Below are 18486 nucleotides of genomic sequence, written 5' to 3' on the forward strand. Positions count from 1 at the left end.
AACCCCGAATGGTGGTCACTCGATATGGTGAACATGGGAGTCCGCATGGAGCAGGTCAGCGCGTGACGCGCGCTCTCGAGGTCCGCATCCTGGGGCTCAACTACGCGCCCGAGCCCACCGGCATCGCCCCGTACACCACGGGGATGGCGCGCTTCCTCGCCGACGCGGGCCACCGGGTCGAGGTCGTCACCGGCCTGCCGCACTACCCCCAGTGGTCGCTGGCCCCGGGCTACCTGCGGCACCGCCTCCACGAGCGCGACGGCAACGTCCGCATCACGCGGGTCGCCCACCCGATCCCGGACCGGCCCACCGGGCGGGCGCGGATCGCCATGGAGGCCGCGTTCGCGACCCAGGCGGCGCTCGTCGGCGGACCGCGCCCCGACGTCGTGATCGCGGTCAGCCCCGCGCTGCTCACCGTCGGGGCCGCGTTGCGGCACCGCGCGCACGGGGCCGCGGTCGGCGTCGTCGTGCAGGATCTCTACGGCCGCGCCGCCGTCGAGGCCGGGATCCTCACCGGCCGCGAGGCCGCTGCCACCGCCGCTCTCGAACGCCGCCTGCTCGGCGCTGCCGACGGCGTCGTCGCGATCCACGAGCGCTTCCGACGCTCGCTGGTGGGCCTCGGGGTCGACGACCGCCGCATCACGACGATCCGCAACTGGACCCACGTCGGCGCCGCCACCGGCGACCCGGTGGCGCTGCGGCGGGCCCTGGGGTGGCGCGACGACGAGGTCGTCGCCCTGCACGCGGGCAACATGGGCGCGAAGCAGGGGCTCGAGAACGTCGTGCACGCCGCCCGCCTGGCCGACCACCGCGGGCTGCCGGTGCGCTTCGTGCTCCTCGGCGACGGCCACCAGCGCGGCCACCTCGAGGTCCTCGCGGGCGGCGTCGAGCGCCTGGACTTCCTCGACCCGCTGCCCGACGGCGAGTTCGAGACCGCTCTGCGCGCGGCCGACGTCCTCGTCCTCAACGAGCGCGCCGAGATCGCCGAGATGTGCGTGCCGTCCAAGCTGACGTCGTACTTCGCCTCGGGCCGCCCGGTGGTCGGTGCCACCGGCCCGCAGAGCGCCGCGAGCGCCGAGATCGCCGCGTCCGAGGGTGGGATCACCGTGTCCGCCAGCGACCCGGACGCCCTGCTCGGCGCCGTGCTGGGGATCGTCGACGACGAGGAGGAGGCCCTCGCGACGGGCCTGCGGGGTGAGCTCTTCGCCCGCGACGTCCTGCATGTCGACGCGGCCGCCGAGGCCTACGTCGCGTGGGTCGAGGGCCTCGCGGGCGTGCTGCCCGCCGCCACCGTCATCCCGCAGCGCCGCCGCCGCACGCTGCGCCGGCTCCCGGTGCGGCCGGTCGAGCGGGAGGGCGCGTGAGGATCGCGCTCGTCCACAGCTTCCACCACAGAGACGTCCCGAGCGGCGAGAACGTCGTCGTGAACGCCCAGGAGGAGGCGCTCGTCGCGGCCGGCCACGAGGTCGTCGTCGTGGCGCAGGACAACGACGTGCGCAGCCGCCGCCGGACCTACCCGCTGGAGGCCGCCGCGACCGTGGTCACCGGGTTCGGGCCCGACCCGACAGCGATGCTGCACCGCATCCGGCCGGACGTGGTCCACGTGCACAACCTCTTCCCGAACTTCGGCACCCGTTGGCTCGCCCGGTGGGAGGGGCCGCTGGTCGCGACGCTGCACAACTTCCGGCCGATCTGCCCGGCCGGGACGCTGCTGCGCGACGGGAAGCGCTGCACCGACTGCGTCCACACCCCGCGGGCTGCGGTGACACACCGCTGCTTCCAGGAGTCGCGGGTCGCGACGCTGCCGCTGGCGGTCAGCACCCGCGGCGGCGCCACGCGCCACCCGGTCGTCCGCCGGGCCGACCGGCTGATCACGATCTCGGAGCGGGCGGCCGCCGAGTACTGCGCGGTCGGGGTCGACCCGCACCGGCTCGTCGTCGTACCGAACGCCGTTCCCGACGACGAGCTAGGTCCGGTCCGCTCGGCCGTCGCGCACGAGACCGACCCGCGCTGGGTCTTCCTCGGCCGGCTCTCCGCGGAGAAGGGCCTCGCGGAACTGCTCGCGCGGTGGCCCGCCGGACTGCAGCTGGACGTGATCGGCTCGGGCGGACAGGAGCAGGAGCTGCGGGCCGCGCACGCGGACCGGCCCGAGGTCCGCTTCCTCGGCGCGATGTCGAACGTCGAGGTCCGCGCCCGGCTCGCGAGCTACACCGGCCTCGTCGTACCGAGCCTGTGGGCCGAGGCCGGACCGCCGCTCACCTACGTCGAGGCGCTCGCCGCGGGGGTGCCGGTCGTCGCGGTCGAGGGCAACGGGGCCGCCGACGACATCGCCCGGAACGGGACCGGCGTCGTCGTCGGGCCGATCCAGCAGCGGTCCGGCTCCGCTCCGCTCCGCGTCCCTGACGAGGACCTCGCCGTCGCGCTGAAGGATGTCGCGCGCGACCGGCCGCGGCTCTCCCCGCGGGCGCGCGCCGTCTACGAACAGCACTTCTCCACCGACGCCTGGGTGCGGGCGCTCACCGACGTGTACCGGGAGGCCGCGCGTGGCTGAAGCGGGTAGCGGCACCTACGCCGCGATCCTGTCCGACCTGCTCGAGCGCGGCGTGCTGGCCGCGACCGACAGCGTCCTCGTCCAGTTCGCCGGCGAGTTCGACGAGAAGATCACCGCCGAGCTCGGGCTCGTGAACTGCACCTTCTCCAACCTCGCGCCCGACTCGCCGTCCTCCCGGCTCGCGGACGGCCAGCACGCCGACGCCCACCGCATGCCCTACGACGACGGCTCGTTCGACCACGTCTTCGGGCACGCCGGGCTGCACCACTGCTCGCGGCCGCACCAGGCGCTGCACGAGATGTACCGGATCGCGCGGCGCACGGTGGTCGCGGTGGAGAACCAGGACTCGCCGCTCATGCGTGCGGCGTGCGCGCTCGGGCTCGCCGGGGTCTACGAGCACGCGGCGGTCGCCGACGGTGGCGGCACCACCGGGGGCGTGGACGGCACCGGCGTGCCGAACCACGTCTACCGCTGGACCCGCCGCGAGGTGCGCAAGACCGTCGCGACGTTCGACCCGGGGCACGCGGTGCCCATCGAGTTCCACGCCCGCTGGCTCATCGGGTCCGACCGGGCGCTGACCGCGTCCGTCCGGGCCGCGATCGGCGGCCGGGAGCGGGTGATCGGGCTGCTCAACGGCGGTCTGAACACCCTCGCCCGCCGGCAGGGCAACATCTTCGGCTTCACGATCCGCAAGGACCGGGCCGCCCCGCATCCCTGGATCGCCCCGGAGGCCTCGTCATGATCCGCTCGCGCCGGCTCCGCTCCCTGGTCGCCCTGCTGGCCGTGTTCCTGCCGGGGCCGCTGCGCCGGTTCGTGCACACGCGCCTGCTCGGGTACCGCCTGCACCCCACGGCGTCGATCGGCCACGCCCTGATCGACGTCGACGTCCTCGAGATGGGGCAGGGCGCCCGCATCGGGCACCTCGTCATCCTGCGCGGCTGCGAGGAGGTCCGGCTGGGCGACTGGTCGATCATCCAGATGCTCGTCTGGATCAACTCGGTGCGCGCGGACAAGGGCTACTTCCGTGACGTCGAGCGGCGCCCCGCGCTGATCATGGGCCACAAGGCGCTGATCACGATGCTGCACTTCATCGACGCCTGCGACCTCGTCGAGCTCGAGGACTTCGCCTCGCTGGCGGGCTTCGGCTCGCTGGTCCAGACCCACGCGGTGGACCTGAAGTCGTTGAAGCAGGACTGCGCGCCGGTGCGGATCAGCGAGTCGTCGCTGGTCGCGAGCCGGTCCACGCTGCTGCCGGGTGCGATCGTGCCCAGCTGCTCGATCGTCGCGGCGGGCTCGGTGGTCAACGGCAAGCTCGTCGGGCACCAGCTCTTCGGCGGCGTCCCGGCCCGACCGCTGCGCGAGACCGACCTGACCTGGGGGTACTTCAACCGCCCGCGTGACGGCGCGCCGGGCGCCTGGTGAGGCGGTCCGCGCTCGGCGTCGCCGACCAGGTCGTCAGCTCCGGGTCCAACTACCTCACCGCGTTCCTCGCCTCACTCGTGCTCGTCCCCGTCGACTTCGGGGCGTTCGTGCTGGCCTACGCGGTGGTGACGGTCCTGCTCGCCGGGACCCGCGCGGTCGTCGGCGAGCCCCTGCTCGCGCACCTGCCCACCACCGATCCGTCCCGACGACGACGCCTGGGCGCCTCCGCGCTCTCCCTCGCCCTCGTGCTCGGTGTGGCGTCGGCGCTGGTGTGCGCGGCGGGCGGCGCGTGGTTCACGGCGCTGCTGGTGTTCGCCGGGTGGATGCCGGCCGCGCTCGTCGCCGACGCCGCGCGCTACGTGCTGCTGGCGCGCCGCGACACCGGGCGGGCGCTCGTGGTCGACACGGTGTGGGTGGTCGTGCAGCTCGCGGTGCTCGGCGGGGTGCTGGCGTGGGGGTCGTGGTCGATCGGCTGGCTCGCCGCGGCGTGGGGGCTGGGCGCGGTGGCGGCGGTCGTCGCGTTCGTCGTGGTGGCGCCGGAACGGTTCGGGGCGCCGCGCGTGTGGTGGGCCGAGTCGCGCTACCTCTCCGGGTGGTTCACCGCGACCTCGGTGCTCGGCCAGGTGCAGATCTACCTCGTGCTGCTGCTCGCCGGGGCGGTGCTGCTCGCCGTCGACACGGCCGGGCTGCGCGCCGTGCAGCTCATGGTGTTCCAGCCGGCGATCACGCTGATGGCCGCACTGCTGGTGCTGCTGGTCCCGCCGATGGCGGCGTGCTCGGCGGCGGGCGACCTCGTCGGGCTGCGCCGCGCCCGCGGGACGGCGCTGAAGGCGATGGCGCTGATCGGGGTGCTGGCGCTGCTCGCGATCCCGCTGCGCGACGTGCTGCTCTCGACCTTCTTCCCGCGCTACACCGACTACGCCGTGCTCGTCGTCCCGATCGCCCTGCAGACCGCGATCGGCGCGCTGACCGTGCCGTTCCAGGCGCAGATCCGCGGGTTCCGGCAGGGCCGGGCGCTGTTCGCGCAGCAGCTCGTCCAGGCCGGCTCGCTCCTGGGCTGCGCCGGGATCGGGCTCGCGCTCGGCGGAGTGGTGGGCCTGGCGTGGGGCATGACGGTCGCGACCGTGATCGCCCTCGTCGCCATCGTGGCCCGCGCGCTCCGGCTCGAGCGACCCGTCGTCGGGACCTCCGTGGTGGCCGCGTGACGGCCCAGCTCGGCGTGAGGGGAACCCTCACGATGCCGGGGCGGGCGGATCGTCCCCTCACGCGGATGGAGCGACCGGACGCCCGGGTGCTCGCGACGATCGTCGTGGTCGCCGCGGCGCTCGTCGTCGGGGTGCTGCTCGCCGACGCACGTGGGCTGGTGCCGGTGTCGCGGTCGGTGCCGGTCGTGGCGGCGATGGCCGTGGTGCTCGGGGTCGTCGCGGTGCGCGGCGTGGAGGACCTCGGCGTCGGGCTGCTCCTGCTCGCGGCGCTGACCGCGACGTGGAACGGGCTGTCCGGGGTCGGGCTGTCGGTCGCGCAGCCCGCACTCGCCGGGGCCCTCGTCGTGCTCGCCGCGGTCGCCGTCGCGACCGGTCGCCGCATCCACGTGCCGGGCTGGGTGTGGGTGCTGCCCGCCGTCCTGGTGCTCGTCGCCGTGCTCGCCTGGTACTTCCCGCCGTCGCCGGGCTACCTGGCGACCCGGACGCTCGTCCCGGTGCCCGACTCCGTGGCCACCGCGACCCCGCCGTTCGCGCTGGCCAACGTCGTGAACCTGGTGCGCTGGCTGGTGTCGGCCGCCGCCCTGCCCGTCGCGGCCTGCCTCGCGATCGCCGCCCGACCACGGCTCGCGCCGCTGCTCGCGATCACCGCGGCCCTCGGGGCGGCGGTGAACGCGGCCGTCGCGATCACCGACGAGCTCGGCCTCACCGCGATCAGCGCCCGCCTGGTGCCGATCGTCGACGTCGGCGGTCGGCAGGCCGGGCTCAGCATCCAGCCGAACCACGTCGCGCTCGCCGTCGCCGTGGCGGTCCCCGTGGTGACCTGGCGAAACCTCGTGGCGCCGACGCTGGCACGCCGACTGGCGTGGCTCGTCGTCGGGACGGTCCTCGCCGGCGGCCTGGTGACCTCGGCCTCGCGGGCCGGGCTGATCTCCGCCGTGCTCGGCGCGGGCCTCACCGTGCTCGCGCTGCGGGCCGGACGACGGCTCGTGCTGCCGCTGGTCGGGGGCGTGGTGGCGGTCGCGGTCGTCGCCGTCGCGGCGTTCCCGGCCCTGCTCGACCGCGTCGCCGAGCAGCTCCGGCTCTCCGGCGCCGACTCGGCCGACGAGAGCAACGCGATCCGCGAGGGCATCGCCCGCCAGGCACTGGCCGACGTCGAGCACTCGCCGCTGCACGGGCTCGGCCTGCCGGTGGCCGCCGACGCGCACAACGTCTACCTGCAACTCCTCGCCTCCGGCGGCGTGCTGCTGCTGCTCGGCTTCGGGGTGTTCGTGCTGGGTTTCGTGCTCGAGGTCCGCCGCCTCGGCGACGTCGGCGACGGCCTGCCCCGTGTCCTGCTCGTGTCCGTCGTGTCCTGGCTGCTCGTCGGGGCCGTGGTCAACCAGCTCACCGACGCCTTCCTGTACCTGCCCGTGGCGATCGTCGCCGGACTCGCCGCCGCGCGGGCCCGCACCGTCGGAGGACCCGCATGACCCTCACCGTTCTGTGGCGCGCACTCGTCCGCCGCTGGCTGTTCGTCGTGGCGGGGCTCGCCGTCGGACTGCTCGCGGCCGGGGCGGCCGTGCTGTTCAGCCCGAAGGTGTACGCGTCGACGGCCAGCGTCTACGTGTCCGCGACCGACTCCGCCGCCAACGCCTCGAACGCCTACCAGGGCACGCTGTTCTCGCAGCAGAAGGTCAAGACCTACACCGAGATCCTGGTGTCGGAGCGGGTGCTCACGCCGGTCGTCCAGCAGTTCGGACTCGCGTCGGTGGCCGACCTCGCCGACGAGGTGTCGGTCGCCTCCGACGCCGAGAGCACGCTGCTGCGCATCACGGTGCGCGACGACGACCCGCAGCGCGCCGCCGACCTCGCCAACGCCGTGACCACCCGGTTCATCCAGGTCGTCGGCCAGCTCGAGCGGCCCCGCGTGCCCGGCGCGCCCGCCCCGGTCAGCGTGGACGTCGTGGACCAGGCGCAGCCCACGTCGGACCCGGTCAGCCCGAAGGTCACGCTCGACCTCGTCGTGGGCGCCGTGCTCGGCCTCCTCGTCGGCGCGGCCGCCGCCGTGGTGCGCAGCGCCGCCGACACCACGCTGCGGACCTCGGAGGAGCTCGCCGCTGCCACGGGCGTCGGGGTGCTCGGTCTCGTACCGACCGACCGCGCCCTGCGCGGCGGTGCCGCCCCCGCCGCCGTGCCGAGCGGGCCGTTCGGGGAGGCCGTGCGCCGGATCCGGACGAACCTGCTCTTCGCCGACGTCGACCGGCCGCCGGCGCTGCTCACGGTCACCAGCAGCGAGTCCGGCGAGGGCAAGACGACCCTGGTGATCGCCCTCGCCGCCGCGTTCGCGCCGACCTCGCGCGTGGTGGTCGTCGAGGGCGACCTGCGCCGGCCGACGATCGCCGACCGCCTCGGGCTCGTCGCCGGGTCCGGCCTCACCGACGTGCTCGGACGCCGGGTCGAACTCACGCAGGTGCTGCAGACCTGGGGGCCGGGCGTCGACGTGCTGGCGGCCGGGACCCTGCCGCACAACCCGAGCGAGCTGCTGTCCTCGGCCGCCATGGCCGACCTGCTCGCGACGCTGCGGGCGCACTACGACGTCGTCCTCGTCGACGCCCCGCCGCTCGGCCCGGTCGCCGACGCCGCGATCCTCGCGTCCGGGTGCGACGGGGCCGTGCTCCTGTGCCGCTCGGGCGCCACCCCGCGCGCGACGGTGACGGCAGCCGTCGAGGCCCTGCAGACCGTGGGCGCCCGGCTGCACGGCACGGTGCTGACCATGACCGACGCGCCCCGCGGCGGGTACGACACGTACGGGCCCACGCCGCCGGCGGCTCCTCCGTCGCCGGCGCCGTCGGTCGCTCCCGCGCCGGCTGCGCCGGTCGTGACCGGCCCCGAGACGACCCCGACCACCCGTGCGCCCGAGTCGCCCGCCGTCGGGACGCCGCGCTGGACCGGTCCGGGGGAGGACCCGGTGACGCGGGGGACCTACGTCCCGCCCGCGGGCACGGTGCCGCGCACCGTCCACGTCGTCCCCGGTCGCCGGCGCGACGACGGATGAGCCCGGCGATGTCCCGCCGTGCGGCCCTCGCCCTCGGCCTGGCCGGGGGAGCGGCGCTGCTCACCGGCTGCGGCTCGCGGGGCGAGACGGCGGACCCGGCCGCGCTCCCCGTCGTCGGGAACCGGGTGTCGACGGTGTGGAGCAACCGCGCCGACGGACCGATGCCCGCGGCCGGCGACGAGGGGGTGCCGTTCTCGGTGGTGCTCTCCGGGGCGCCGCAGCGGCCCTCGGTGTCCGACGGGGCCCTCGTCGGGAACATGCCGCGCAAGCCGGGGGCGATCTACGTCGGGCAGCAGCTCGACTCACCGCTGCACCGGCTCGGGGCCCGGTTCGGCTTCGGCCCGGGCGACGCCGGCGGCGCGCTCGCGCTCGTGGCCTTCACCCCCGAGCAGCCGCCGCGCGCCAACCTGCACCTGTCGTTGACCTCCGACCGCTGGATCCTCGGGGTGATCACGAACGGCGCCGTCGACGAGGTCGCGCGCGACTTCTACTCCGCGCCCGTCCCGCTCGACGGCACCCCGGTGCAGGGCGAGGTCCGGCTCGCGGGCACCACCGCCTGGATCGCGGTCCCCGACGGGACGGTCCGCCGGGTCGACGACCCCCGCTTCGCCGTCGTCGCCGGCTCGCTCGCGACCTGGGAGTTCTTCAAGCTCACCCCGAACTCCTCCGACGTCCGGATGTACGCGACGTGGGCGGGGTGATCGCGCCGCCCGCGGCGCGGGTGTCGGCCGCCGCGGCGATCTACTGGGCGGCGGGTGTGGTGCTCGGCGCGGTCAAGCTGGTGACGGTGGTGCTGACACCCGACCCGTGGCGGCTGCTCGCCTTCGGCTCCGACGACGTCCACTACTACGTCCTCACCGCCCTGCACGCCGCCGCCGGGGACGGCTCGACGTTCGACGGGCTCCAGCCCACCAACGGCTACCAGCCCTTGTGGTTCCTGCTGCTCACCGGCCTGTTCCGGGTGTTCGGGGTGGACCGGGGCGGCGCGTTCGTGATCGTCATGGTGCTGCTCGTCGCGCTCTGGGCGGTGGCGCTGTGGCTGGTGTGGCGGATCTCCGGCGGGTCCGTCCCGGCCCTGGCCGCGCTGGTGGTCCTCCTGCCGCACGCGCGGTGGTGGGGCGGGTGCGAGAACGCGCTGGTGGCGGTGCTGCTGCTGGCGCTGGTCGATCTCGTGCTCCGTCGTCGGCTCCTCCGGGCCGTTCCCGACGTCGGGTCGGTGCGGGTTCTCGGCGTCCTGCTCGCCCTGCTGGCCCTGGGGCGCCTGGACTGTGCGGTGCTCGCGGGACTGGTCGCGGTCGTCGGGTGGTGGCGGTGGCGCTCCGTGCGGCTCGTTGCGACTGTGGTCCTGCCCACCGCTGTCTCCCTGGCCGCGTACGCGGCGGTGAACGTCGCGCTGCTCGGGACGGCGCTGCCGGTGAGCGGCGTGGCCAAGCAGCTCGGGACGGGGACGAACTGGGCGGCGGTGGGGCAGTTCCTGCTCTACGGGTCGCTGGGACCGGTGCCGATGTGCTTCGGGCTCACCGTGCTGGTGCTGGCGGCGGTGGCGTACCGCTGGGCGTCGGTCGACCGGCGGGTGCTGATCGTCCTGCTCGTGCTGGCCCAGCTGATCCAGGTCGCCTGGTATGTCGTGACCACGCCGGGCTGGGAGCTGCAGAGCTGGTACTTCTCGACCGGCACGGTCGCGCTGGTGCTCTCGGCGGCGGTGATCGGTGGGCGGCTGTCGTCGGTGCGGTCCGCTCCGTCGGTGGTGGTCGCGCTGGCCGTGCTCGTGCTGGTCGTGTTCGCGGGCAAGGAGGCGGTGCAGGTGCTGCCGCGCGACCCGTCGTCGTCGCCCTACACCCGCGACATCGACGCCGGGCAGTGGGCGGACCGGACGCTGCCGCCGGGGTCGGTGCTCGCGATGGGGGACTGGGCGGGGTCGTTCGCCGCATCGACGCAGCACCCGGTGGTCCAGCTCGAGGGCCTCGTCGGGTCACCTCGGTACCTCGAAGCCCTGTCCGACGGACAGGGTTCGGCGTACCTGCACTCGCTCGGGGTGCGGTACTACGCGCGGCTGCTGCACCCGGGGGAGCCGTTCTCGTGTCGTCCGGCCGAGCCGTGGTTCGGCAACGGACCGAAGCTCGATCTCGACCTGTGTGGGCGTCCGATCGTCTACCGCGGCGACGTGCGGGGAGCGATCGACCTGGTGGTGTGGGACCTGGGTCCTTGAGCTGCGCGTTGCTCCGTTCGCGATCATGAAGTTGCTCTGAGTGCGGCTTGTCTTATTCGAACTGGTGTTCGAGTGTGCCACGCGCACAAGAAGGAGGCTCTGATGTAGGCGGAGTCCTGTTTCTTGTGTTGCTCCATCGGAGATGAAGGTTGTGGCCCTTCGGAGTCGACCTACGGGGGAGGCTCCAAACCGCCCACTGCTGCGTTAGCTGAAGACTGTCGTGGTGAGCGATGTGGGAAAAGGCACCGTGTGAGGTGTCAGGTGGGGATCGGGAAGACGCTGCGTCGTAGCCTGTGAAGTGTCGTAATTAGTGTGGATGGCATCAGAACCGGGACGTTCGAACAATCCTGGGATGAGGCTGGCGGGAGCCCGTTTATTGGCCAGTCGGTGCCCGGCATGTAGGCGGCGTGAGCCCGGTCTGCTGCTCCGGTGGGGAACGTGGGAAGGCGTGCACCGATACTGCCATCTCTGCGGTGGCGAGAGGGAGAATCCCGACCGACTGAAACCGGGAGGGACTGAGTACCGATGCGGTGGGCGCCGGCGGACCGACTCGTAGTAGCTGTGAATCTCCTGCTTGACGCGGTGGGAGTGGAGCGAAGGGGTCGGGCCATCTGTGATTTGTTCGTTCGATCAACCGGAATCTAGCCGGGAGGAATCGCAGTGAGCGAACTGAAGTCCTCGGGCAAGTCGTTCGTCATTTCGAAGTGGGAGGTGCAACAGGCCTGGGAGCAGGTGCGATCCAATAAGGGTGCAGCGGGGGTGGATGGCTGCTCGGTCGAGGAGTTCGAGAAGGATCTGCGGGGAAACCTCTACAAGATCTGGAATCGGATGTCCTCGGGTAGCTATCTACCTTCGCCGGTGCTGGCGGTGGAAATCCCGAAAGCTCACGGCGACGGGACACGGGTCCTGGGTATTCCGACCGTGGCGGACCGGGTGGCGCAAACTGTGGTGGCACGGAGGCTGGAGAAGTCGGTCGAACCGATCTTCCACCCGGACTCCTACGGCTACCGCCCGCGCCGCTCGGCCCTCGATGCGGTCGAGACCTGCAGGAAGCGCTGCTGGAAGACCGACTGGGTGATCGATCTGGACATCCAGAAGTTCTTCGACAGCGTCCCGTGGGACCTCGTCATCAAGGCGGTCGAGGCGCACACCGACCAGCGATGGGTCGTCCTGTATGTCACGCGTTGGCTGCAAGCACCCATTCAGACTCGTGACGGTGACCTCGTCGCTCGCGACCGTGGAACGCCGCAAGGGTCGCCGGTGTCACCGGTGCTCGCGAACATGTTCCTGCACTACGCGTTCGACACGTGGATGGACCGGGCCTTTCCCGGTATCTCCTTCGAGCGCTACGTCGATGACGCGGTCGTGCACTGCACGAGCCGCGAGCAAGCCGAGACAATGGTCGCGGCGATCGGCGAGCGCATGGAACAGGTCGGGTTGCGTCTGCATCCCGACAAGACACGGATCGTTTACTGCCAGGACGGGAACCGGCGTCGCTCCGCGGAGCATACGTCGTTCACGTTCCTGGGGTTCACCTTCCGTCAACGCGAAGCCAAAGGTCGCGGCGGGCGGACCTTCTCTGGGTTCCTTCCCGCGATCAGCAAGGCTGCCCTCACACGGATCAGTGCGCAGGTGCGGTCCTGGCGACTGCACCGGCACATACGCCTGAGTTTCTCCGAACTCGCGCACTGGGTGAATCCGATGGTGCGAGGATGGATGCAGTACTACGGGGCGTTCTACCGCTCCGCGCTGTATGGCCTGTTCGCCCGCATCAACGCCTACCTGGTGCGATGGATCCGCAAGAAATACAAACGACTGCGAGCGCAGAAGGCGGCCGTCCGGTGCTGGCTGGGGATCATCGGAAGGTATCCCCGCCTGTTCGCGCACTGGAAATGGGTCGCCAGCGTTCCTCCGGCCCGATGAACAAGATGGCAAGAGCCCGGTGACAAGAGATTGTCACGCCGGGATCTGTGGGAGCCCGGGGGTGAGATTCCCCCGGGCCACCCGACTCATAGAGGCTTGGCGATCGAGGCAGGGTGGGACCCCGAAGCGGGGCTGCCGCTGCCCACGCCGCCGTCGTGGGAACCGGAGGAGCCGGCGTGGGTGCCGCCCGCGGAGGAGGACGTCGCCCGCTGGGAAGCCGAGAACGTCGCCGTCCTGCGGGACGCGGTGTTCCCGTGGGCGGAGTACGAGCACGAGGAACCCGCTGCCCCGGCCGCTGAGCCCGGGTGGGCGGTGCCCGGGGTGTCCTCCGACGCGGAGCCGTCCGGCGAGCCGTCCGGCGACGACGGCCTGTCGCCCGAGTCCGCCGCCCTGCTGGCCGAGGCGGCTGCGGCAGTCCGTGCGCAGCGCCTGGCCGGGGCGCGGCTCTATCGGTCGCTACGCGCGCTCCGGCGTTCCGAGGTGCTCGCGGAGACCGGGTATCGGCGGATGGGCCGGCTGCTCGAGGACCACCTCCGGATCGACCCGAAGACTGTCACCTCCCTGGAGCGGCAGGCCGACGCGCTGTCCGAGACCGTCACCCCGACCGGCGCCACCACCCCCGCTGACCTGCCCGCCACCGCTTCGGTGGTGGATGACGGGTTGGTGGACGAGCACCACGTGGAGATCATCCGCAAGACCATGGAACGCCTCGGGAAGGTCCCCGACCTCGACGACGCGATCCGCGCGGTCGCCGAGGAACAACTCGCGTCGCTGGCGGCGACGTTGTCGCCGAAGGGGTTGGCGTCGGCGGCGCGGGCGATCGCGGACCGGCTCGATCCCGACGGGGCGGCCCCGAAGGACGACCACGCGGCCGGGAACGAGTTGCATTACACGAAGCGGCGCAACGGGGACCTGCACGCGAAGCTGATCCTGCGGGAGTCGACGGCGGCGGCGTTGTTCGAGGACGCCATCCGGGCCGCCACCCCCGCCCCGGTGTCGTCGGTGGTGGCGGATCCGGAGACCGGGGCGGCGCCGGTGTCCGAGGACGGGGCGCGGGGGCAGGACCCGCGCGACGAGGCCGACCGCTCGAAGCCGTCCCGCCAAGCCTCGGGTCTGCTGGATCTGATCTCGGCGAGTCACCACGCCGGGCTGAACGAGCCCGAGCACCCGGGTGCGGTGCCGTTCCCCGACCTCGACCGTGACTTCGACACCACCGCCTGGCCCCCCGACCCCACCGACGAGGACACCGAGAACTCCGACCCCGCCGATGACACCGATAAGGCCGACGAGGCCGAGCCCGGGAGCCGCACCGGAACCGGTGCGTCCGGCACCGGTTCCCGGGATGCTGGAGAACCCGAGGCGGACGCCACCGGCGAGCACCGGCCCGACGAGCACGGGCCCGACGAGCACGCAGCCGACCGCGGGAGCAACGCGGGGACCGGTGCCACCGGCACCGGTCCTGGCGGTACCGGTTCTGGCGACCCGTCCGGGCCGGAGCCGGTGGACACCGAGGACACCGAGCCCGCTCACGAGGCCGACCCCGCGAGTCGCGCTGGATCCGGTGCCGCCGGCACCGGTTCTGCCGACCCGGCCGGGCCGGACCCCGAGAAATCCGGCGAGCCGCCACTGTTCGGCCCCGGGCCACCAGACCCCGACGCTGATCCGGAGCGGGAGTCCGAGCCGCCGCCGCACCGGCCGTGGACACCCCCGGACTTCGACGCCATGGCCCTACCCGGCCGCGAACGGGTCACCCTCACCGTGACGCTGGACTACGAGACGCTGCGCCAACAACTCGCCGACACCAGCACAGCGCTGGCACTGCTCGGGGACTCCACCTGGATCCGCCCCGACACCGCCCGCCGGTTGGCCTGCGACGCCGACCTCATCCCCATGGTCCTGGGCTCCAAGGGTGAGGTCCTCGACGTGGGCCGCAAGACCCGGGCCATCCCCACCGCCACCGGCCGTGCCGTCGTCCGACGAGACCGGCACTGCGCGTTCCCCGGCTGCGCCAAGAAAGCCCGGCACTCCGAGATCCACCACATCATCCACTGGGCCCACGGCGGCCACACCGAGCCCGACAACCTCGTCTGCCTCTGCCGGTATCACCACGACCTCGTCCACCACGGCGGCTGGCAGGTCCACATGATCGACCACCTGCCCTGGTTCACCCCACCGACATGGCTCGACCCCACCCGACAACCCAGACACAACCGCCCCTGGCAGGTAGTGAGCCCCGCCGCGTGATCGATGGTGATGAGGCTCGGAGAGACTGCCCTCGTGCGGACGACGAGGCTCCGAGTCAGCTTGCGCGACGTGGACCCGCCGGTGGAGCGGGTCGTCGACCTCCCGGCGACGTCCACGTTGGCCGAGGTGCACCAGGTCCTGCAGGCCGCGATGGGATGGGTGGCCGTCCACCTGCACGAGTTCGAGGCAGACGGCGTCCGGTACCAACCCGATCCGGAGGACGACGACGCCGTCGACGAGGGAGGTCTCAGGCTCCGTGGGCTCGGCGCCCGCTGGACCTACCTGTACGACTTCGGCGACGGCTGGATGCACGACGTCGAGGTGCTCGGAGCGGGCGGGGAACCAGGCCTCGTCGACGGGCGAGGCGGGTGCCCGCTCGAGGACTGCGGAGGGACGTACGGCTTCGAACGGCTGCAGGCGATCCTGGCGGACCCCGATCACCCCGAGCACGGAAACGCCGTCGCGTGGGTCGGAGGCGAGTTGCCGGGCTTCGATCTCGCGTCGCGCGACCTCGCCGTCCGGCCGATCCTGGGTGCGGTCCCGGAGAGCGTGCGGATCACCTTGGACGCTCTCGGTTCCGGGACCACCCTGACGCCGGCGGGTCACCTTCCCCGCTCAGTGCTGCACGCAGTCCAGGAACACCGCCCCTCCTGGGCCTACGACGAAAAGCCCGTCCGCATGGAGCAGGACCTGTGGCCGCTCGCCGCACTACGCGAGGTCCTGCGCGAGTGCGGGCTCCTCCGCATGCGGCACGGCGCGCTCGTGCCCACGAAGGCGGCGGCGGACGACCTCGAGATCGTTCGCCGGCTCCGTTCGTGGTTCGCTCCCGACGACGGGTTCACGGCCGTCCTCACGTCCGCGGCGCTCGTCAGGATCGTGCAGGACGGCCCGATCGACGCCGACGAACTCGCGGAACGCATTCACGACGACCTCGGGCCGCGGTGGCAGATCGAGGGACGACCGATGACGCCGTCGGACCTGAGGTGGACGTTCGGCGATCTCTCCTCGGTCCTCCGGGGCCTCGACCTGATCGTCGATGACGAAGACCATCCTCGATATCTCGCGGGACCGGGCGCGCTGTGGCTGCTGCCGACGGTGAGCCGGATCGTCGCGAACGAGGGACCGGCTGCGACGCAACCGCACTACCGGAGCTGGTGAGCAGACCCGGAGGGCATCCCGCGATCAGCCCGGGCACTCCGACTTCGGGATGTAGCCCTTCTCGCAGCCGTACTCGGTCTGCAGGTCGCCGCTCGAGGGCTGTCGGCCGGCGGCTCGTCCCGGGTCGAGGTAGCCCTGGTACTCCGCGCAGGCCGGGTTGAACACGCCACGCGCGACAGCACGTCCGCCACAGCCCGGTCCGGTGTCGGCCTTCGTGGTCGCCCGGGTCGTGGTGGGCTTCGTGGTCGTCCGCGACGTGCGTGTCGTCATCGACGTAGGCAGGGGAGTGGAGGTCTGCGGCGGCGGGGGTGGTGCTGGTGTGCTCGCCGGTGCCGCCGCGACGGGAGCCGGCGCGTCCACCGACAGCCGGTCGATCACCACCCCCGCGGTGACGGCGAGGCCGAGCACGACGACCGCCAGTGCGCCGACCAGGGCGAACCGCCACCGTCGTGGTCGCCTCGCGGTGGTCCGGTGGAGGCCGAGCAGATCGGTCGTGGCCGGGTCGTCGTCGGGAACCGCGTGGCGGCCGTACTGCGGCCCAGGATCGTTCTCGGTCAATGCTGCTCCCCCCGAGCGAGCTGCCGAGTGCACTGTCGTCCCGTCCGACGCGCGGCCTCAACAGGGGTCACCCGTCGGTGCCGCCGGCAGCTCCCGCCCGCGGCGGATGTGGTGCGCTCCCAGCCGTGACCGGACCGGTGCTGGTGGTGGGCGGCACGGGCATGCTCGCCCGGGTCGTGGACGAGTTCGTCGGACGTGGGCGCGACGTGGTGGTCCCGTCGCGACGGCGAGCTCCGGCCGGGCGGTGGGTGGCAGCTGACTGGACCGACCCCGCGGAGTTCGTCCATCGGGTCGCCACGGCGCTCGACGGCGCGGTGCCCGAGCTGGTCGTGCTCTGGTGCCACCGACCGCACCGCGAACCCGTGGCGGCAGGGTTGGTGCAGCTGCTGGACCGGCGGACGAGGACGGTCGAGGTGGTCGGGACCTCGTCCTGGGCCCACGACACGACCTGGGCGCAGCGGCACCTCGCGGGGTCGACCCTCGTCGCGCTCGGTCAGGCGGCTGAGGGCAGCGGCTGGCTCACCGGCGGCGAGATCGCCGATGGCGTCCAGACGGCCTGCGACTCCGCCGAAGCCTGCCGGCCTGCCGTGCACGTCGTCGGGTTCCTGCCCGCCGAGGCGCGGCGAGCGCTGCCGGGCGGAGCATGATCGCGTCCGATACTCGCCGCCCAGAGAGGTTCTGACCATGAGCCTGCCCGACTTCGACGCCACCTACCGCGGCACCCCGCTCGTCGACGGGGCGGCCACGGTGCCCTGGAACATCGGGGTGCCGCAGCCGCCGATCGCGGCGTTGATCGACGGCGGGCGGGTTGCCGGCCCGGTGCTCGACGCCGGGTGCGGCGTCGGGGTGACGACGATCGAGCTGGCTCGTCGGGGGGTCGAGGCGGTCGGGATCGACCGGTCGGCGACGGCGATCGCGCAGGCCCGGGAGGCGGCGGCCGCGGCCGGGGTGGACGCCGCGTTCGAGGTCGCCGACATCTCCGCGTTCACCAGGCACGACGGCCGCTTCGCCACGGTCGTCGACTGCACGCTCTTCCACTCGCTGCCGGTGGAGCTGCGGCCGGGCTACGTCGCCTCGATCGCTCGGGCCGCCCGCCCCGGTGCGGCGCTGTTCGTGCTCGCCTTCGACGTCTCCGCCCCGTTCACCCCCGAGATGTCGCCGAACTGTGTCACCGCCGACGAGCTCGCCACGGCGGTCGAGGGGGCGTGGGCGGTCGAATCGGTCGTCGACTCCACCATCCACGTCCTCGAGCTGCCCCTCGCCGCCGAGCCGCCGCGCGACGAGCAGGGGCGCCTCGTCATGCCCGCCCACCTGCTGACCGCGCACCGCCGCCCGTCCTGACGAGCCGGGCACACCCGTCGTCGGGAAGGGGTGTGCCCGAGCACCGATTCCGGTGGAATCGGTTCCGTGGTGCTGTCCCCGATCTCCCTCGTGGCGCTGGTCCTGGGCGCCGTGCTGCTAGGGGTCGGCGCGCTGGCCTGGAGCGGGGCGTGGCGCGGGTGGGTGTCGCCGGAGCCGACCCGGTCGGCGCCCATCACGCTGGTCCCGGGCGTGGGGCTGTTCCTGGTCACGCTGGGGGCGCTGCCGCTGATCGTCCCGCCGCTCGGGGGGTTCGTGACGCTGGCCGGGCTGCTCGCGGCGGTCGGGTCGTGGCTCGTGCTGCTCTCGGAGCCGCCGTGGTGGGGGCCGCGATGGTGGCGCGAACGGACCAGCGGCGACGGGTCGTCCGAGGTCCAGGACGTGCTGTGGGCCGGCCGCGTGCCGCCCGAGCGCGACAGCGAGTACCTCGTGCTCAGCGAGCGGGCGCCGGAGACGCCGCGATGGCGCCGCGAGGTCGTGCTGCTCGATCCGGGGCTCGGGCGGCCGACGCTGATCCACGCCGACGGGGCCGCGCGCGGCTCGCTGCTCGCGTTCGACGACGACCTGGTGTTCGCGGCGGACCGGCGCGACGACGCGACCCGCCCCGGCCCGACGATCCGCGTGCTCGCCGCCGACGGCCTCGCGGTGCGACGGGGGACGAGTCCGCGGAACGCGCGGATGGCGGTCGTGATCGTCTCGTCGGCGGACGGGACGCGGTGTCAGTTCGAGGTGGCCCGCGCCGGCTCGGTGGTCTCGACGGTGCGCCGGTTGTACCCGTCGTGACGGTCGTGCCCGACGACGGCGTCGTGCTCGCGCGGCTCCG

General features: G+C 73.1%; 16 protein-coding genes. 15 read left to right on the top strand and 1 reads right to left on the bottom strand.

Annotated elements, in window-relative coordinates; genetic code table 11:
• Positions 1-62 precede the first annotated feature (62 nt).
• The 12 genes from ACQPYX_RS11340 (at position 63) to ACQPYX_RS11395 (ending at position 15746) form a co-directional block, all read left to right on the top strand.
• On the top strand, positions 63-1364 hold the full coding sequence (locus tag ACQPYX_RS11340; RefSeq protein ID WP_433803010.1) for a glycosyltransferase family 4 protein: 1302 nt from the start codon (positions 63-65) through the stop codon (positions 1362-1364).
• Entirely contained in the window at positions 1361-2551 is a 1191-nt protein-coding gene (locus tag ACQPYX_RS11345) for a glycosyltransferase family 4 protein (protein ID WP_433803011.1), read from the top strand. Before ACQPYX_RS11340 ends, ACQPYX_RS11345 begins: the two co-directional genes overlap by 4 nt.
• Positions 2544-3293: a methyltransferase domain-containing protein gene (locus ACQPYX_RS11350; RefSeq protein WP_433803012.1), complete on the top strand. Its 750-nt coding sequence runs from the start codon at positions 2544-2546 to the stop codon at positions 3291-3293. The genes ACQPYX_RS11345 and ACQPYX_RS11350 overlap by 8 nt, the downstream gene beginning before the upstream one ends.
• Complete coding sequence (locus ACQPYX_RS11355) at positions 3290-3973, top strand: acyltransferase (RefSeq protein ID WP_433803013.1); 684 nt, start codon at positions 3290-3292, stop codon at positions 3971-3973. The genes ACQPYX_RS11350 and ACQPYX_RS11355 overlap by 4 nt, the downstream gene beginning before the upstream one ends.
• Entirely contained in the window at positions 3970-5178 is a 1209-nt protein-coding gene (locus ACQPYX_RS11360; protein ID WP_433803014.1) for a hypothetical protein, read from the top strand. Before ACQPYX_RS11355 ends, ACQPYX_RS11360 begins: the two co-directional genes overlap by 4 nt.
• 65 nt (positions 5179-5243) lie before the next feature.
• On the top strand, positions 5244-6647 hold the full coding sequence (locus tag ACQPYX_RS11365) for an O-antigen ligase family protein (RefSeq protein ID WP_433803015.1): 1404 nt from the start codon (positions 5244-5246) through the stop codon (positions 6645-6647).
• Positions 6644-8212 (top strand): polysaccharide biosynthesis tyrosine autokinase, encoded by a 1569-nt coding sequence (locus ACQPYX_RS11370; RefSeq protein WP_433803016.1) that lies wholly within the window; start codon positions 6644-6646, stop codon positions 8210-8212. The genes ACQPYX_RS11365 and ACQPYX_RS11370 overlap by 4 nt, the downstream gene beginning before the upstream one ends.
• 8 nt (positions 8213-8220) lie before the next feature.
• Positions 8221-8913 carry a hypothetical protein gene (locus tag ACQPYX_RS11375; RefSeq protein ID WP_433803017.1) on the top strand — a complete coding sequence of 231 codons (693 nt, stop codon included), beginning with the start codon at positions 8221-8223 and terminating at the stop codon, positions 8911-8913.
• Positions 8910-10421, top strand: coding sequence for a hypothetical protein (locus tag ACQPYX_RS11380; RefSeq protein ID WP_433803018.1), 1512 nt, complete (start codon positions 8910-8912; stop codon positions 10419-10421). Before ACQPYX_RS11375 ends, ACQPYX_RS11380 begins: the two co-directional genes overlap by 4 nt.
• Positions 10422-11081: 660 nt before the next feature.
• Positions 11082-12344: a group II intron reverse transcriptase/maturase gene (gene ltrA / locus ACQPYX_RS11385; RefSeq protein WP_433798656.1), complete on the top strand. Its 1263-nt coding sequence runs from the start codon at positions 11082-11084 to the stop codon at positions 12342-12344.
• 96 nt (positions 12345-12440) lie between these two features.
• Entirely contained in the window at positions 12441-14588 is a 2148-nt protein-coding gene (locus ACQPYX_RS11390; protein WP_433803019.1) for a DUF222 domain-containing protein, read from the top strand.
• Positions 14589-14597: 9 nt separating this feature from the next.
• Positions 14598-15746 (top strand): plasmid pRiA4b ORF-3 family protein, encoded by a 1149-nt coding sequence (locus tag ACQPYX_RS11395; protein ID WP_433803020.1) that lies wholly within the window; start codon positions 14598-14600, stop codon positions 15744-15746.
• A 24-nt stretch (positions 15747-15770) separates the two neighbouring features.
• On the opposite strand, the gene ACQPYX_RS11400 is transcribed toward ACQPYX_RS11395, so the two are convergent.
• Entirely contained in the window at positions 15771-16304 is a 534-nt protein-coding gene (locus ACQPYX_RS11400; RefSeq protein ID WP_433803021.1) for a hypothetical protein, read from the bottom strand.
• Between the two features lie 125 nt (positions 16305-16429).
• On the opposite strand from ACQPYX_RS11400, the gene ACQPYX_RS11405 reads away from it, so the two are divergent.
• The 3 genes from ACQPYX_RS11405 to ACQPYX_RS11415 all read left to right on the top strand — a co-directional run bounded on the left by ACQPYX_RS11405 (position 16430) and on the right by ACQPYX_RS11415 (position 18446).
• The gene (locus ACQPYX_RS11405; RefSeq protein ID WP_433803022.1) at positions 16430-16951 is read left to right on the top strand and encodes a hypothetical protein; all 522 of its coding nucleotides are present in this window, start codon (positions 16430-16432) and stop codon (positions 16949-16951) included.
• A gap of 37 nt (positions 16952-16988) precedes the next feature.
• Entirely contained in the window at positions 16989-17645 is a 657-nt protein-coding gene (locus ACQPYX_RS11410) for a class I SAM-dependent methyltransferase (RefSeq protein ID WP_433803023.1), read from the top strand.
• A gap of 66 nt (positions 17646-17711) precedes the next feature.
• A complete protein-coding gene (locus tag ACQPYX_RS11415) occupies positions 17712-18446 on the top strand; it encodes a hypothetical protein (protein ID WP_433803024.1) in 735 nt (244 codons plus the stop codon).
• The last annotated feature ends 40 nt before the right edge of the window (positions 18447-18486 follow it).

Origin of the sequence: Actinomycetospora sp. CA-084318 (assembly GCF_050955885.1) — a bacterium.
Lineage (GTDB): Bacteria > Actinomycetota > Actinomycetes > Mycobacteriales > Pseudonocardiaceae > Actinomycetospora.

Coding starts and splice junctions, on each gene's coding strand:
- ACQPYX_RS11410 (WP_433803023.1), top strand. CDS start 16,989: ATGAGCCTGCCCGACTTCGACGCCACCTACCGCGGCACCCCGCTCGTC.
- ACQPYX_RS11375 (WP_433803017.1), top strand. CDS start 8,221: ATGTCCCGCCGTGCGGCCCTCGCCCTCGGCCTGGCCGGGGGAGCGGCG.
- ACQPYX_RS11370 (WP_433803016.1), top strand. CDS start 6,644: ATGACCCTCACCGTTCTGTGGCGCGCACTCGTCCGCCGCTGGCTGTTC.
- ACQPYX_RS11365 (WP_433803015.1), top strand. CDS start 5,244: ATGGAGCGACCGGACGCCCGGGTGCTCGCGACGATCGTCGTGGTCGCC.
- ACQPYX_RS11355 (WP_433803013.1), top strand. CDS start 3,290: ATGATCCGCTCGCGCCGGCTCCGCTCCCTGGTCGCCCTGCTGGCCGTG.
- ACQPYX_RS11395 (WP_433803020.1), top strand. CDS start 14,598: ATGAGGCTCGGAGAGACTGCCCTCGTGCGGACGACGAGGCTCCGAGTC.